The 14,686-nt window shown below is 55.7% G+C and carries 12 protein-coding genes and 1 tRNA gene; 6 read left to right on the top strand and 7 right to left on the bottom strand.

The genetic code is table 11. The annotated features are described in order from the left end of the window. The first annotated feature begins 110 nt into the window (after window positions 1-110). Window positions 111-830 carry a class I SAM-dependent methyltransferase gene (locus AC2FCQ_RS20470; RefSeq protein WP_265554833.1) on the top strand — a complete coding sequence of 240 codons (720 nt, stop codon included), beginning with the start codon at window positions 111-113 and terminating at the stop codon, window positions 828-830. Here AC2FCQ_RS20470 and rnhA read toward each other — a convergent pair. Further along, window positions 827-1,294, bottom strand: coding sequence for a ribonuclease HI (rnhA, locus tag AC2FCQ_RS20465; RefSeq protein ID WP_209636853.1), 468 nt, complete (start codon window positions 1,292-1,294; stop codon window positions 827-829). The two genes, AC2FCQ_RS20470 and rnhA, sit on opposite strands and share 4 nt — an antisense overlap. 72 nt (window positions 1,295-1,366) lie before the next feature. Here rnhA and dnaQ point away from each other — a divergent pair, with 72 nt between their 5' ends. Together dnaQ and AC2FCQ_RS20455 are read left to right on the top strand one after the other, a co-directional pair. Then, window positions 1,367-2,107 (top strand): DNA polymerase III subunit epsilon, encoded by a 741-nt coding sequence (gene dnaQ, locus AC2FCQ_RS20460; protein ID WP_209636851.1) that lies wholly within the window; start codon window positions 1,367-1,369, stop codon window positions 2,105-2,107. Window positions 2,108-2,264: 157 nt separating this feature from the next. Then, window positions 2,265-2,341, top strand: a tRNA-Asp gene (locus tag AC2FCQ_RS20455). Window positions 2,342-2,387: 46 nt separating this feature from the next. On the opposite strand, the gene AC2FCQ_RS20450 is transcribed toward AC2FCQ_RS20455, so the two are convergent. Further along, a complete protein-coding gene (locus tag AC2FCQ_RS20450) occupies window positions 2,388-3,848 on the bottom strand; it encodes an NCS1 family nucleobase:cation symporter-1 (RefSeq protein WP_209636850.1) in 1,461 nt (486 codons plus the stop codon). 165 nt (window positions 3,849-4,013) lie between these two features. Between AC2FCQ_RS20450 and AC2FCQ_RS20445 the strand changes: the two genes are divergently transcribed. The 3 genes from AC2FCQ_RS20445 to puuE are packed head-to-tail and all read left to right on the top strand — an operon-like array spanning window position 4,014 to window position 6,461. After that, window positions 4,014-4,763 (top strand): GntR family transcriptional regulator, encoded by a 750-nt coding sequence (locus AC2FCQ_RS20445; RefSeq protein WP_490308923.1) that lies wholly within the window; start codon window positions 4,014-4,016, stop codon window positions 4,761-4,763. Beyond that, window positions 4,760-5,503, top strand: coding sequence for an allantoin racemase (gene hpxA, locus AC2FCQ_RS20440; RefSeq protein ID WP_490308924.1), 744 nt, complete (start codon window positions 4,760-4,762; stop codon window positions 5,501-5,503). Before AC2FCQ_RS20445 ends, hpxA begins: the two co-directional genes overlap by 4 nt. Before the next feature lie 19 nt (window positions 5,504-5,522). Next, window positions 5,523-6,461 (top strand): allantoinase PuuE, encoded by a 939-nt coding sequence (puuE, locus tag AC2FCQ_RS20435; protein WP_490308925.1) that lies wholly within the window; start codon window positions 5,523-5,525, stop codon window positions 6,459-6,461. Window positions 6,462-6,521: 60 nt separating this feature from the next. Here puuE and AC2FCQ_RS20430 read toward each other — a convergent pair whose 3' ends face one another. The 5 genes from AC2FCQ_RS20430 to AC2FCQ_RS20410 all read right to left on the bottom strand — a co-directional run bounded on the left by AC2FCQ_RS20430 (window position 6,522) and on the right by AC2FCQ_RS20410 (window position 14,683). Further along, complete coding sequence (locus tag AC2FCQ_RS20430) at window positions 6,522-8,759, bottom strand: TonB-dependent siderophore receptor (RefSeq protein WP_490308926.1); 2,238 nt, start codon at window positions 8,757-8,759, stop codon at window positions 6,522-6,524. A 161-nt stretch (window positions 8,760-8,920) separates the two neighbouring features. After that, window positions 8,921-10,249, bottom strand: coding sequence for a lysine N(6)-hydroxylase/L-ornithine N(5)-oxygenase family protein (locus tag AC2FCQ_RS20425; RefSeq protein WP_490308927.1), 1,329 nt, complete (start codon window positions 10,247-10,249; stop codon window positions 8,921-8,923). Beyond that, window positions 10,246-11,994 carry an aerobactin synthase IucC gene (iucC, locus tag AC2FCQ_RS20420; protein WP_404760241.1) on the bottom strand — a complete coding sequence of 583 codons (1,749 nt, stop codon included), beginning with the start codon at window positions 11,992-11,994 and terminating at the stop codon, window positions 10,246-10,248. Before iucC ends, AC2FCQ_RS20425 begins: the two co-directional genes overlap by 4 nt. Then, window positions 11,991-12,941 carry a GNAT family N-acetyltransferase gene (locus tag AC2FCQ_RS20415; RefSeq protein ID WP_209636836.1) on the bottom strand — a complete coding sequence of 317 codons (951 nt, stop codon included), beginning with the start codon at window positions 12,939-12,941 and terminating at the stop codon, window positions 11,991-11,993. The genes iucC and AC2FCQ_RS20415 overlap by 4 nt, the downstream gene beginning before the upstream one ends. After that, window positions 12,938-14,683 (bottom strand): IucA/IucC family protein, encoded by a 1,746-nt coding sequence (locus AC2FCQ_RS20410; RefSeq protein WP_490308928.1) that lies wholly within the window; start codon window positions 14,681-14,683, stop codon window positions 12,938-12,940. Before AC2FCQ_RS20410 ends, AC2FCQ_RS20415 begins: the two co-directional genes overlap by 4 nt. Window positions 14,684-14,686: the final 3 nt, after the last annotated feature.

The following is a 14,686-nucleotide window of genomic DNA, read 5'->3' as shown; positions in this document are numbered from 1 at the left end:
TTGTTGCTGCACGCGCTCCCCCAGTGACTGACGGGCATTCGCGCTTGAGGACGCACAAGTTAGCCGCCTGGCTGCAATTTGAATCCATTGGGTAGAGAAGACACTAAATCATGAAACCAGCCCATACTCTACAAAAGCTCACCGGCCCACAGTCTTGGGCAGAGTTGCCGTGGGGGGAATACTATCGTGAGGCGCTCGAGCGACAGTTGCAACCCTGGTGGCCGAAGCTGTTTGGTTTCCATCTGCTTAAGCTCGGTAATCTCAGCGCCAGCCTGGCCACCGACAAGTGCGCTATTTCGCATCAGGTGAATGTGAGTCTGGAAGGTGAAAACCTGCAGGTGATCGCGGACGCCTACCAGTTGCCCTTTGCCGCTAAATCCGTGGATGCCTGCTTATTGGCGCATACGTTGTCTTATGCTGACGATCCGCACCGTATGCTGCGTGAAGTCGATCGCGTGTTGATTGATGACGGTTGGCTGGTGATCAGCAGTTTCAACCCGTTCAGTTTGCTGGGCTTAGGCAAGCTGGTGCCTGGATTGCGTCGTCGTCAGCCCTATGTCAGCCGGATGTTCACCCAGATGCGCTTGCTGGACTGGCTGAGCCTGTTGAATTATGAAGTGTTATATCAGTCGCGTTTTCATGTGCTGCCGTGGCAGCGCAAAGGCGGGAAGTTTCTGTGTACACATTTACCGGCGCTGGGGTGCATGAGCGTGATCGTTGCGCGTAAACGCACTTTGCCGTTGACGCCAACGCCGATGAAGCTCGGGGCGAGAAAGCCTTCTCTCAGCCGCGCGGTTGGCGCGACCAAGAGTTATCGCAAGCTGCCTTAGTTTTCCGGCTTGTAACCCACGTCATCTTGGGTTGGGTTACCTGCCGCATCACGTGCCAGCACGTCACAACGTTCGTTTTCCGGGTGGCCGGCGTGGCCTTTAACCCACTCCCATTTGACGCTGTGGCGCTGAATAGCCAAATCCAGCCGTTGCCACAGATCGACATTCTTAACCGGTTTTTTGTCGGCAGTTTTCCAGCCGCGTTTTTTCCAGTTGTGGATCCAACTGGTGATGCCCTGGCGCACATATTGGCTGTCGGTACTGAGGATCACTTCACAAGGCGTTGTCAGAGCTTCCAGTGCGACAATGGCCGCCATCATCTCCATACGGTTGTTGGTGGTCAGGCGGAAGCCCGCGCTAAAGGTTTTCTCAGTTTGTTTATAACGCAATATTGCGCCATAACCACCGGGGCCCGGATTGCCAAGGCAGGAGCCGTCGGTGAAAATTTCTACCTGTTTGAGCATCTCTGGTAGACTCTTCCTATCAGTTTTATAAAAGCCAAGTCTGACATAAACGAGCGCTGTGAGCACTGCAATATGATCTCTACAACCACCAGACAGATTGTCCTCGATACCGAAACCACCGGTATGAACAAACTCGGGGTGCATTACGAAGGCCACCGCATCATTGAAATTGGTGCCGTTGAGGTGATTAACCGTCGCCCGACGGGCCGTCACTACCACGTTTATATCAAGCCTGATCGCTTGGTCGATCCTGAAGCCTATGGCGTTCATGGTATCAGCGATGAATTCCTGGCAGATAAACCGACGTTTGACCAAATTGCCGATGAGTTTATCGACTTTATTCGTGGCGGTGAGTTAGTCATCCATAACGCGGCGTTCGACATCGGCTTTATGGATCACGAATTCCGCATGTTGCAGCAGGGCATTCCGAAGACCGATACCTTCTGCACCATCACCGACAGCCTGTTAATGGCGCGTCGTCTGTTTCCGGGCAAACGCAATAACCTCGATGCCTTATGCAGCCGTTATGAGATAGACAACAGCAAGCGTACGTTGCACGGCGCATTGCTCGATGCCGAGATCCTGGCGGAAGTGTATCTGGCGATGACCGGTGGTCAGACGTCGATCGCGTTCCAGATGGAAGGTGATACCCAGAATAACAACTCAACGCAGGACATTCAGCGTATTGTTCGCCCGGCGACAACGATGAAAGTGGTTTACGCCAGCGAGGCAGAAGTAGCCGCACACGAAGCTCGCCTGGATCTGGTGGCGAAAAAAGGTGGCAGTTGTCTGTGGCGTACTGACGTGGAGTAACGCTGTTTTTTGCGTATAAAAAGGCGGTTGAGTAGCCTTTGCGTCGTGTTAGCTGAAAAACTGCGCAAACGGTTCATTTGGTAAGAAAAAGGCATTGACGCAATACTGACTCAACCGTAATATGCGCCTCGTTCCTCTCGAAAGAGAAGAACGGCGCGGAGCGGTAGTTCAGTTGGTTAGAATACCTGCCTGTCACGCAGGGGGTCGCGGGTTCGAGCCCCGTCCGTTCCGCCAACATTCAGAAGCCCTGAGTTAGCAATAACTCAGGGCTTCGTTGTTTTTACTCTTTGCTCAATTCGGCTTTGGCAAAGGTGACCGCCTGATTGGCCGCCCATTCGCGGCGGGCAATGATTCGATAACATCCCCCACCCAATGCAGCACCAATAAACCAACTGAAGTTTGCCACCTCATGCAAACCCGGTGTGAAGCTGATCGCCAGTCCAATTATCACTGCGGGTACCAGCGCCCAGATAGCATTTGGATTGAACCCATTTTTGTACCAGTAGCGGCCCGTCGGTGTGGCGTTATACAAGTCATCGACATGCAATTCCCCCCGCTTGATGATGTAAAAATCCACCAACAAAATACCGAACAACGGGCCGATAAAGGCCGCCAGAACATCCAGCGTGTAATGAATCAACTCGGGCGACTGGAACAAATTCCACGGCGTGAGCAGGAATGAACCGACAGCGGCAATCATCCCGCCAGTACGGAAGCTGATTTTCTGCGGTGAGCAGTTAGAGAAATCAAACGCCGGTGACACAAAGTTGGCCACAATATTAATGCCAATAGTGGCCACTATCATGGTCAGCAACCCAAGGGCGACGGCAATATCACTGTCGAGGCGGGTGACCGTTTCGATGGGATCGGTGATGAGCTGCCCGAACAGCGGCAAGGTGCCGGAAACAATCACCACCGTCACCAGCGAAAATAACAGATAGTTGAACGGCAGCCCCCAACGGTTACCGCGTTGCACCTCGGCAAAGCTTTTGCCGTAGCGGGTAAAATCGCCAAAGTTAAGCAGTGGACCGGAAAAATACGATACCACCAGCGCAGTAGCCGTCAGCATTAACCAGCCTTGTTCGCCGGCACTCAGGTTTTTACTTGTTAGCGTGAGGGAAAGGTTGGAAAAACCAACGCGGTAAATAATCCAGCCCGCCAGCGCGAACATCACCACATAAACGGCCGGCCCGGCGATATCGATAAAGCGCTTAATGGCCTGCATGCCATGCCAAAACACCATTGCCTGCAATAGCCACATGGTGATGTAACAAAACCATCCAAGTTGCGATAGCCCAAGAAAATGCGGCAGAGTCATTGGCTCCAGCGACGGGAAGAATTTAAGCAGCGTCAGCATCAGCGCGTTGGACGCCAGGTAGGTTTGGATGCCATACCAGGCGAAGGCAATCATGCCGCGGATTACCGCGGGAATATTGGCGCCAAACACGCCAAACGCCTGACGGCTTAATACGGCGTAAGGCACGCCGCCAAGTTGGCTGGGTTTGGCCACCAGATTAGCGCAAAACTGTACGATGCAAATTCCCGCCAACAGGCAAATCAATACCTGCCAGCTCGACAGACCCAGAGCAAAGAAGCTGGCTGCCACCACATAGCCGCCCATACTGTGTACATCCGACATCCAGAAAGAAAAGATGTTGTACCAGCTCCAGTTCTGGTCACGCGTGGGTGCCAGGTCATCGTTGCACAGCTTGGGACTGTAGTTTTCATTAGGGTTTGGCATAAATCGTGCTCCTCTCAAGAACGTCACCCGGATGTCGTTATCTGTTTTTGGTAAAGCGTGCTGAGAGGGCTTTTGCAGGATCCAGGCCAAACTGTGCTTTCTTGTATACAAAATATCTGTTTTTTGTATACGATTTGACTATCGAAGGGGACGAGGGGCAGAAAAATGATCGGTATGACGAAGGACGCCAGCGCCGTGTGGCACGGGCAACAGGCCACGTATTTCATTGAAGATAAAGACGATCATATTTATAACTCGCTGGTGAAAGCCATCGTCGAACACCGGTTGCTGCCCGGCAGTAAACTGCCGGAAGAGGCGCTGGCAGAAACCTTTGGTGTCAGCCGGACCGGCATTCGGCGGGTATTACAGCGCCTTGCCGGAGTGCAACTGGTTACCCAACTGCCCAAACGTGGTGCACAGGTGGCAACGCCGGGGCAGGACGAAGCTGCTCACGTTTTCCAAACGCGAAAAATGTTGGAGTGTGCCAACCTGCCGCAGGTGATTGCGCACTGCGGTGAAGGTCATGTGTTGGCGATGGAAGAGATCGTGGCACAGGAACAGCAGGCGCACCGCGATCAGGACGGGGCCGCGGCGATTCGCCTGTCGGCGTCGTTTCACGTGCAGCTGCAGGCCATTGCCGGCAATCAGGTGTTAACGGAGATGGTTTCGCTGCTCACACTGCGCTCATCCTTGGTGATCGCTGTTTACGGCTCTCCGTGGCAGCAAGGCTGTCGTTGCCATGATCACAGCGATCTATTGGCGTTGTTGCGTGCGAAGGACAGCGCAGCGTTGGTGGATCATCTGTCCCGTCATTTTGACGATATCGTGGCTAATTTACGCTTTGACCAGGGCACCCATGAGGTGCCGGATTTCGCCTATATTTTTGCTGCAACCGCATCACGGGAGGCGCGATGACCGTTCGCTGCATCATTCAGGTCATTAATCCGAATACCAGTCTGGCGATGACCGAAACCATAGCCGTTGCTGCCCGAGCGGCAGCAGCGCCGGGTACCGAGATTCAGGCAGTCTGTCCGCAAGCTGGGGCCCCGTCGATAGAAGGCCATTTTGACGAGGCTATCGCCGCCATCGGCGTATTGCAGCAGGTGAGGCTGGGCCGAGAAGCGGGTGTGAGCGGGCATGTTATCGCCTGCTTCGGCGATCCGGGCCTGCTGGCGGCGCGTGAATTGGCCAGTGCGCCAGTGATTGGCATCGCTGAAGCAGCAATGCACATGGCGACGCTGGTGGCGACGCGTTTCTCTATCGTCACCACGCTGCCACGCACGCTGGTCATTGCACGGCATCTGCTACATCAATATGGCTTTGAACGGCACTGCGCTGCACTGCATGCCATTGATCTACCGGTGCTCGCACTGGAAGATGGCAGCGGTCTGGCCCAGCAGAAAGTGCGTGAACAATGCATTCGAACAAAACAGCAGGACGGCAGCGGGGCGATTGTTCTCGGCTGCGGTGGTATGGCCGATTTAGCGCGAGAACTGACGTTGGAGTTGGGGATCCCGGTGATCGACGGCGTCAGCGCCGCGGTGAAGATGATCGAGTCGTTGAATGCACTCGGTCTAAGCACCAGTAAACACGGCGATCTGGATTTCCCACCGGCAAAATCTTTGTCCGGCATGTTTAGCAATTTTAACGGGTAATCAGCATAGGGAAACGGCGATGAGTGAATACCAGTTCAATAAAGATTACCCCCGTGATTTGATCGGTTACGGTGGGCAACCGCCCCATGCGCGTTGGCCTGGGCAGGCACGCATTGCAGTGCAGTTTGTCCTCAACTATGAGGAAGGTGCCGAAAACAACGTGCTGCACGGCGACGCCGGCTCTGAACAATTTCTCTCCGATATCATCGGTGCCGCCAGTTATCCCGAGCGGCATATGTCGATGGATTCGCTGTACGAATATGGTTCACGCGCGGGATTCTGGCGTATTTATAATGAGTTTCAGCGCCGCGGCCTGCCGTTGACGGTATTTGGTGTGGCGATGGCGCTGGCGCGCAACCCATTGGTGGTTGAAGCGATCAAAAACGCCAATTACGACGTCGTCAGCCACGGCTGGCGCTGGATCCATTACCAGCATATGGACGAAATTACCGAACGGCAGCATATGCAACAGGCCATCAGGGTATTGCGCGATCTGTTTGGCAAGGCTCCGCTCGGCTGGTATACCGGCCGCGATAGCCCAAATACCCGGCGGCTGGTGGTGGAACAAGGTGGTCTGATGTACGACAGCGACTATTACGGCGACGATTTGCCGTTTTGGACCGAGGTACAGTGCGCCAACGGAGAGAAAAAACCGCATTTGATCGTGCCTTATACCCTGGAGGCGAATGACATGCGCTTTGCCTCACCGCAAGGGTTTAACACCGGCGAGCAGTTCTTCACCTACCTGAAAGACAGCTTTGATGTGCTGTATGCCGAAGGGGCTGAGTCACCGAAAATGCTGTCGATCGGCATGCATTGCCGTTTATTGGGGCGTCCGGGCAAGTTTCGTGCGTTGCAGCGATTCCTGGATTATATCGAGCAATATGATCGTGTCTGGGTATGCCGGCGCCAGGATATTGCCGACCACTGGCTGGCACAGCATCCGTTCAAGAAGTAAAAAAGGGCCGATACGGCCCTTTTCGTTTTGTTTGAGCGCAGGATTGCGCTCGGGCAGAAATCAGAACAGGACGGAGTAGTTCAGACCAAAGGTGCGGCCGCGGCCTTTATAGCTGTACAGCTCTGGTGAGCCGTAGGTTGGGCTATAAAGGATAGGTGCACGTTGGCCCCATACCGTGGTGTACTCCCTGTCCAGCAGGTTCTCTACGCTGAAACTGAGTTTACCCACCGGCAGGGCATAGCTACCGAGGAAGTCGATGGTGTTGTAGCCATCAATTTTGCGGCCCTGGGTGGAGCCGGCTTTGGTGTAATCGCCGTCATCCGACACGTCAAAGGTCTGTTGTGATTGCAGACGCAGGTTCCAATCGCCCGGCGCCCAGCCGACATAGGCGGTCACTTTCGATGGGCTGGCGGTATCCACCACCAACTTTTTCCATTCGCCGTTGACCTTGGTCTCAGAGCGAATGACGTTGAAGTTGGTACCGGCACTCCAGTCGCTGTCTTCGAAGAAGTAATCGACCGCGCCTTCCACCCCGTAGATACGGCGTTTGTCCGAGTTGACGTTAATCGTCATGTCGGTCTTGTTGATCGAAATGCTCTTATCGGACAGGGAATAGTAGCCGGCGATCTGCGTGCGCAGGTTATCACCGGTATAGCGCCAGCCAAGCTCATAGGAGTTAACCTTGATGCCTTCCAGCTTGGAATCACCCACGTTGACGCTTTTGTTCAACTGATAGTGGCCCTTGTTCAGTGAATAAGTGCCGTTGCCGTAATATTTGCCCGGATCCGGGATCTCGTAACCCTGTGAGAAGTTGACCCAGGTTTGTTGGCGTTCGGTGAGATGTGCTAACAGGCCGGCGTTGAACAGGGCGTTGTTATAGTCAGTTTTCCCTCCAGGGATCGCGTCCGCGGAGGTCGCACCGCCGGTGGCGATGGCCTGCTGTTGGCTATAACCGACAAAGTCGTCAATCTTGTTTTCGGTGTACTGATAACGGACGCCGCCGCTCAGCGTAAAGATTGGGTTGATGTCGTAGCTGGCCTGCAGGAATGAAGCCAGGTTGGTGGTGCTGTAGCCAGGATAACGCCCGGTGTTATAAGCATTTTGCAGATCCATACCGCCGGACTGCTGCGCTTTTGCCAGATTGAAGAACTGCTGGTTGGAGTTGAACGTCTCATGTTCGGCGTCGATGCCGTAGGTCAACGTCAGGTCGTCGGTTGGCTTACTGTTCAGCGTCAGCTTGCCGCCGTAAAAGTCGGTCTTCTGCTGTGAAGCCCCAATGCTGCTGACGTAATAGTTTGGTGCTTTGCCCGCCAGCGTCGGGAACGGGTAGAAAGTCAGTGACTCATCGCGGTAATAGACCTGCGCCACCAGATCCTGCCCGAGGAAGTCGGTATTGGAGTATTGCAGATTGATCAGATGACGTTCGGTACCCGGAATACGATCTGAATTGAGGTTACCGCTGTTGTACGCCTTGGCGTTGCCGGTTACCGCCGCGAAATTTTCTCCAAGGAACAGGCCGTGGTCGCCGTCGGACTGGCTTTTGTAATACTGAGTGGTCAGCTGCAACTGCTGGTGGTCATCGATGTTAATGGTGCCGGTACCCATCACGTCGAGACGGTCAGAATACTGCAGGCCAGTCTGGGTATTGTCGATCAGGACTTCATTGCCCTTACCATCGTACCAACCGCCATAGCGCTGATAAGAAACCGACAGACGGCCCGAGGCATTATCATTGCCGCCGCTGACGGCCGCCGCTACGTTCTCGTCGTGGTCAGTATGGCCGCCAAAGCCGGTTTTGCCGCCGATTTGCAGCTCGACCTGCTGCTCTTTCTGGCCTTTTTTAGTGACGATGTTGATCAGACCACCGGTACTGCCGCCGCCGTAGAGCGAGGTGGCACCGGAGATGACTTCAATGTGGTCGATATTGAACGGGTCGATCGAATCCAACTGGCGGCTGTCGCTGCGTGAAGAGTTCAAACGCACGCCGTCGATCATCACCATCATTGAACGACCGCGCAGGTTCATGCCGTAGTTGGTGCGCCCCTGGCCGCTAACGTCCATGCCAGGGATCAACTGTGCCAGCATGTCCTTGATCTCTTTACCACCCTGAACCTGCTGCTCAATTTCCTGGCTTTCAATCACCCAGGTGGTTTGTGCCATTTCTGCCACCGTACGGTGGGAACGGCTGGCTGAGACGACCATTTGCTCTTCGTTTTTTTGTTCTTCTGCCCAAGCCGCCGCGGGTGCGAGCATCGCCAGCAGGCAAGGATTTAATACCCAGAGGTGTTTGCGTTTCATCGTTATGGACCTGTGTTTCCCGTATTGGTGTGTATACCCGTCATCTTTCAAGCTGCTGCGTTGTTACCTGGACTCACTCACCCCAGTTACTTACCTTTAGTAAGCGCCTGGGGATGAGTGAGCTGGTCGCCTGGCTGCAACTTGAAAGCTATAAGGTAGAGTTAAAACTCGGTGTAATTGAGCATGACGTGATCGGCGCGGGCTGATGTGCCCGGCTGCCGACTGCGCCATTGGATCACAGCCGGGGTGGACGTTAAATCGAACTGGTCGCGTCCTAAAGCCCGGTTGAGAATACGAGCCGATCGCCAGGCCATCAGGCTGAGCTGGGGTTCGGCGATGCCGTGACTGTGCATACCGGCGTTAACGGCAAACAGGCAGTTTTCCTTGGGGCCTTCCCACTCCAGGCTGAAGTCGGGGGCCACAGAGTACTGGTCATCGGCGGTGGTCAGCAGGCGGTTTGCCAGCGGTTCAAGGAACGCGGGGCGATCCTGCTGGTAGCCGGTGGCGAAGATCACCACGTCGGTATCGAAGGTTTCCCGGCCCTGATCGAGATGGTGATGCGTGACCAACTGCCAGCCGTTGCCTGCGGCCTGTATCGCTGCTAGAGAGCGGCTTGGCAAAAGATGTGCCCAAGGTTTTTCACGCAGCACTTCAAACTGGTGATACATCGCACGGTAAATCGCTAACAGCGAGTCGCTGGTGATGCCGTCAGAGGTCATCTTCTGCTCGGTCAGCATGCGTTGCTTGGCGCTGTCGTTTAGGCCGTAGAAGCCGTCAACGTAGTCTGGGGTGAAGTACTCGTTGGCGAAGGCGGCTTCGTCCAAAGCGTTATAGTTGTTGCGGCGTGAGATCCAGTTCAACTGGGCTGGCTGGCCCCACTCGGCGCGAAAAATATTGAGGAACAGATCCGCACCGCTCTGGCCACCGCCGACGATGGTGACACGCTTGCCGGTCAAGTCTGGATTGCGCAACGTCATTTCACTGGCGTGGAAGCAGCGGTCGTTTTGTTCGGTGACACAGTCCGGCAGCTTGATGCGTTTGCCGATGCCCAGACAGACGTGGCGTGCCCGATAGGTTGCACGTTGGGTGGTGACGACAAATTGGCGCTGCTGGTCGTCAAAGTCCACGCTTTGAATGTCTTGGCTGAACTCAAGCGACTTTAAACCATTGGCGGCCCAGTCCAGGTAGTCGGCGAACTCTTCACGCGATACCGTGCGCATCTCGGTGGTCAGGAAACGGTAAAATTTCTTCCGCTTTACCAGATAGTTAATAAAGCTGTAGGGGTTGGTCGGCGATACCGCACTGACCAGGTCTTTCAGGAAACTGGTCTGCATATGGCAATCAGGCACCATCATGCCGGGATGCCAGGAAAAATGGGGTTTACGCTCGAGGAACTTAGCGTTAAAACCGGCGACTTCACTGCCGAGCGCGGCAATGCTGAGGTTGAACGGGCCGATGCCAATGCCGATGAAATCCAGGGGCTGATTCATTGGGCAAACTCCTTGGTGACCAGGTAAAGAGGGTTATCCAGATCCTGCAGATAGTTTGGCAACATGCGGCTGCCACCGTCCTGTTCTGAATAGGTGAGTTTCACCGGGTTGAGCACCACGCGAATGATTTGTGGCTTAAACAGATCAAAGAGAGCAAAGCGTTCTGCCATGTCGGGGTGTTGAGCCATGTAGCTGTTCAACACCTGCGCCAGCAGTTGATAGAAACGGGTTTCACTGATCCCACAGGCTTGCATCAGCGGCGAAATAAAACGCAGCACAGTGACGAAATGCCCGGTTTGCAAGTCATGGATCAGGTAGTCGGCAGACAGACGTACGGTGACATCCTTCACGACGTTTGGTAGCGATGCCGCTTCAGGGAAGTCTTGATCCACCAGGCGCATATCGCCCTGGAAGTCTTTTAACAGCACGCGCTGCGGCACATGGTCCTTCATCACCAGCGTGATATTCTGGCCGTGGGCGATCAACGCCACGCCGTAGCGGCACATCAGGTGATACATAGGCACCACCGTCACACTGAACATTTGCTGCAACCAAGCCTCGGCGCTCAGGCCGGAACGGGCGATATAGGCGGCGATCAGTGGTTGGCCGTGGTTGTCCGTTTCCATCAGCGTCGCCATCAAAATGGCTTGTTCGCCTTCCTGCAGATAGCAAGACGGGTTCTCACGCCAGATCACCCCAAGCATTTCCTGATACCGATAGGGGGCTTTGGCCAAAGAGGCGTAGGTTGGGTGTGTCATATAGCCTGCCGCCGGTTCGCCAAGGATCTCGGCGCCGCTGCCCTGCAGCGTGCTGTCTTCGGTAAATATCTGCTGTAACCAGCGCGAGGCGGCGGGTCCGGCGCTGATGTATTTACCCGGGATCCCGCGATAACACGAGGTGTTGTAAATGGTCAGCGGCAACTTAATGTCGAATGCGGAGCGGCGGCTGATGTTGGTCAGGGTACGCAACGATTGCTGTGCCAAATAGCGGTCGCCGAATTCACCCAGCTCCACCAATTCGCCTTCGGCCAACTGCGGCAGGAAGTGCAGGGCAATCTTTTGCTGCCACTGCCACGGATGCAGCGGCACCGGGATCCAATCATGGGTCAGTCTCAGCTCGCGCCAACGGCGGTCAAAGCGCTGGCGTTCAGCGTAATCCATCGCACTGCCAAGCAGATTTTCCAGTGGATACTCTTCATCAGCACACCAGACGAAGCTACCTCGCTTGGCTGCAACCCAGTGCAGGCGGAACTGCCCCTGATACTCGGGCGCATACTGCTGTAAGGCGGTCAGCCCCCAGCCGCGGCGACCTTTGTTAAACACAAACTTGGGATGCCCGGCCAGCAGACATTGCAGCGCATCGGCGTCCAGCGCAATCAAATCCTGTGCGCTCATGCCATGACGGGCGGAGAGTAACTGCATATCGCCGCGCAGCGTGGCGTACAGATCTTCCAAATGCTCGGCGATCTGCGCATCGTCCATTTTCAGCACCTGCGCTAACTGACGCAGCGTCTGGTCGGCAGCTAACGGCGTTTGATCGCAAACCAGCGTAGCCGGATCGATATGCAACCAACCCCAGATACCGCGTTCAGCGCTAAAGCTATAGTGGGCGTCGCCTAACGTGATGTGCCATTGCCCGTCGTGCTGATTGGCATGCAGCGTGCGCTCGTATTCCAGCTCGGCAAGGATCTTGGCGATCATTTGGCGGTTAACGCGCTGCCAGTCGACATAATCTGTGGTGATCATACTGAACCCCCCCGAAAGAATTCATCACGCTGATTTATGATCAAGCGTGAACGCTTATGCGGGAAATCAAACTCTTTGACGGTGTGGTAACCCGCGGCCGGCAGGTGACGGAACAGGCGCTGGTTATCCGCGCGTGGCTCCGCAACGACCCTTGTGGTGCGTGGCTCGTCCAGGTAGAGATAATGCGTCAGGCCACGTAGCCAACTGCGGATGTACTGCGCGCCGCGGCAGTCTTCTTCACCGACCAGCATGTGCAGCCCGCGGTCGAACGGCTGCCAGCGGTAGTGACGCCCGATACGGTCCTCCGGCGCCCAATAGACTTCGAAATAGCCGAATGGGCGATCGTCAAAGCAACCCAGTAGTGGGTAACAGTAGCTGGAGTCCAGTTGACGCTGCAGGTAGGCAGCCTGGGTTTCCAGTGGGCCGCTCATTTCCCAAAATGCGTCGACGCGAGGTGAGTTCATCCAGCGGGTGAACTGTTCGGCGTCGCGTTCCACTTCTGGCAGGCGGAAGCTCAACGTTTTCTTCAACTGCGGATCGTAACGGCGATACACTTCGCCGCTGGGCCGTGCCGGGCGTTGCGGGAACCACAGGCCACGTTCGGCGTCATACTGCATCTTCCCTGACGCAGTGTGGCGTTCGGCACCCAGCCACAATGGCAGTTGATAAAAGGTGTCGCGAGCCAGGTAATCACTGCTTGCCAAGGTAAATAGCGCCTGAGCCTGCGGTTCTTCGCACCATTGCGCGTAGGGCAGGGTAATACCGCTAAGTTGGGGGGCCGCGATCAGTAATTGATCCAGCGCCTGCACTAACCAGCCCTGCGGCAGTGGTCCCGGGTAGTGCAGCACGGCACTGCCGTCCAGCCCCAGCCCGAGTTGCAGCTCCTTTTCCAACTGCTCGCAGCGAAAACCGCTGCCGGCATGCATCAGTTTGGCGTGCGGCATCATTGGGTAGCCCCCAGGCGCAGCGGGTTGACGAAGTCGAAGTAAATCACCGCCGGATCGACGATGGTATTTTCGTTATGGTCGTGCAGGTAACAGAAGAAATTGCCTTTGCAGTTCCAATGGCTGCTGTCGAGCACGTAGTCAAGGCACAGGGTATTTTTGGCGTTGGCCCGCAGGCCACTCAGTGCATCGCGCACCCGGGCCATCAGCTGTTCTTCACTGTCGAAACCGGCCGCCGCCAGCGCAGCGGTGACCGCCAGGCTGGAGTTCACCAGGAGGTAGTAAGGGAAGTAACGCAGCAACTGCTGTTCGCTGAAGCGGTTTTCCGCATCGGCCTCGCCAATCTCTTCCAACCACGGCCCAGCGTCGCGGGTAAAGCCGCTGCCCTGACAGTCGCGGTACAGCATCCCGATCGGCAGGTCCTGCTGCATCTCTACCAAAATGTTTTGCTGGTGGGCCAAAAGCACCAGTCCGTAATCGGCTTCGGTGCTGAACAGCGGCAGTAAGACGTGTTGGCAGTAAGCATCCAGCCAGGTATGGGTGGCCTGCTGCAGTGGCAAGTTCAGGCGAGTGGCTAAACGGCGCACTGCCGCAGCCAGCAAGCTGTCGCCGCCGTCCGGTGCCGCTTGGGTCAAGGTCACCAGCACATTGGTCTGGTTTTCTGGTTGCTCGAACAGCAGATTATCGCGCAGTGCCATCAGGCTTTCTTCCTGAATCGTCCCGTCCGCAGAGCGCAGACCGGCCCAGCCGTCTTCCTGCATCACACGGAAGGTTGGATAACGTGCCTGCAATTGCTGCCAACGTGGCGTTTGTGCCAAACGGGCCAAACGGATGCCGCGTTTCACTTCTTTTACCGACAGGGTTCGCACCGAGTTGGTCAGGCGTACGCTGAGGGAGAACTTGATCATGTCGCGGTTGCTGGCGCTGTACAGCGAGCGCGAGGAACTGGTTGGTAACCAGCGTTCACCGGCTTCGCCCAGATCGCGCAGCAGCCCCTGAGCCACCAGATCCTGGCACCAGACTTGCGTCAGCAAATGGTCGGCTTGCCACGGATGCATCGGCAACAACCAGACGTCATCGGTAAAGTGCGCCAGCAACTGCGGGGCACTTTCGGCAGCAAAACGCTGCAGGCGTTGTTGCAGTGTCAGATTAAGACTATCACCGCACAGGTGGCGTTTATCGACAGCAAACCAACGTAGCGGGAAACGGGCACCAAAGTCTGGCAGATAGCGGCGCGCCTGCTGCTCATTGAATGGCTCGTGGGATTTTGGTGCCGGGTGGAAGGCGTGGCCGACCAGCAGGCCCTGTTCCGCTTGGGCAAAATTCAATGGCTTGTCGCGCAGCGCAGGCCAGTCCAGGCGAACAGTGATCGCCTGTTGGGTATTATCATGACTTTCCAGCACACGCTGGCGGAAGCGGGCTACCACGTCATCCGACAATTCACCTTTCACCGCCGGTTTCTCCAGCAACAGAGTGACCAGTTGCTCTATGCTCAGCGCCACGCCAGCCCCATCGTCCTGCTGATGCAGACGTGCCGGGAACAGATATTGGTGATGCTGAGTGGGGGAGGTATGGCGTAACGCGATGCGAATAGCCTGAGAAGACGAAAGTGGAATGTGGAGTTGTGGATACTGTTGGTGGCTGGCTGGCGGAACGATTTGCCAGTCCCGAGTTTCACGCATCAATGCGTTGAGAAAACATTGTGCAGCCACGTCGGTCGTCGCGGTTTCAAACTGGATTGTCATGAT

The organism is Serratia sp. CoH_134_PS_4 (assembly GCF_058190535.1).
Note: the sequence above shows the minus strand (reverse complement) of the source record. Positions and strands in the feature narration are given on the sequence as shown.

Excerpts from the sequence above, each read along its gene's own strand:
- rnhA (WP_209636853.1), bottom strand. The coding sequence starts at position 1,294 with ATGCTCAAACAGGTAGAAATTTTCACCGACGGCTCCTGCCTTGGCAAT.
- AC2FCQ_RS20450 (WP_209636850.1), bottom strand. The coding sequence starts at position 3,848 with ATGCCAAACCCTAATGAAAACTACAGTCCCAAGCTGTGCAACGATGAC.
- iucC (WP_404760241.1), bottom strand. The coding sequence starts at position 11,994 with ATGATCACCACAGATTATGTCGACTGGCAGCGCGTTAACCGCCAAATG.
- puuE (WP_490308925.1), top strand. The coding sequence starts at position 5,523 with ATGAGTGAATACCAGTTCAATAAAGATTACCCCCGTGATTTGATCGGT.
- AC2FCQ_RS20425 (WP_490308927.1), bottom strand. The coding sequence starts at position 10,249 with ATGAATCAGCCCCTGGATTTCATCGGCATTGGCATCGGCCCGTTCAAC.
- AC2FCQ_RS20415 (WP_209636836.1), bottom strand. The coding sequence starts at position 12,941 with ATGATGCCGCACGCCAAACTGATGCATGCCGGCAGCGGTTTTCGCTGC.
- AC2FCQ_RS20430 (WP_490308926.1), bottom strand. The coding sequence starts at position 8,759 with ATGAAACGCAAACACCTCTGGGTATTAAATCCTTGCCTGCTGGCGATG.
- AC2FCQ_RS20445 (WP_490308923.1), top strand. The coding sequence starts at position 4,014 with ATGATCGGTATGACGAAGGACGCCAGCGCCGTGTGGCACGGGCAACAG.
- AC2FCQ_RS20410 (WP_490308928.1), bottom strand. The coding sequence starts at position 14,683 with ATGACAATCCAGTTTGAAACCGCGACGACCGACGTGGCTGCACAATGT.
- hpxA (WP_490308924.1), top strand. The coding sequence starts at position 4,760 with ATGACCGTTCGCTGCATCATTCAGGTCATTAATCCGAATACCAGTCTG.
- AC2FCQ_RS20470 (WP_265554833.1), top strand. The coding sequence starts at position 111 with ATGAAACCAGCCCATACTCTACAAAAGCTCACCGGCCCACAGTCTTGG.
- dnaQ (WP_209636851.1), top strand. The coding sequence starts at position 1,367 with ATGATCTCTACAACCACCAGACAGATTGTCCTCGATACCGAAACCACC.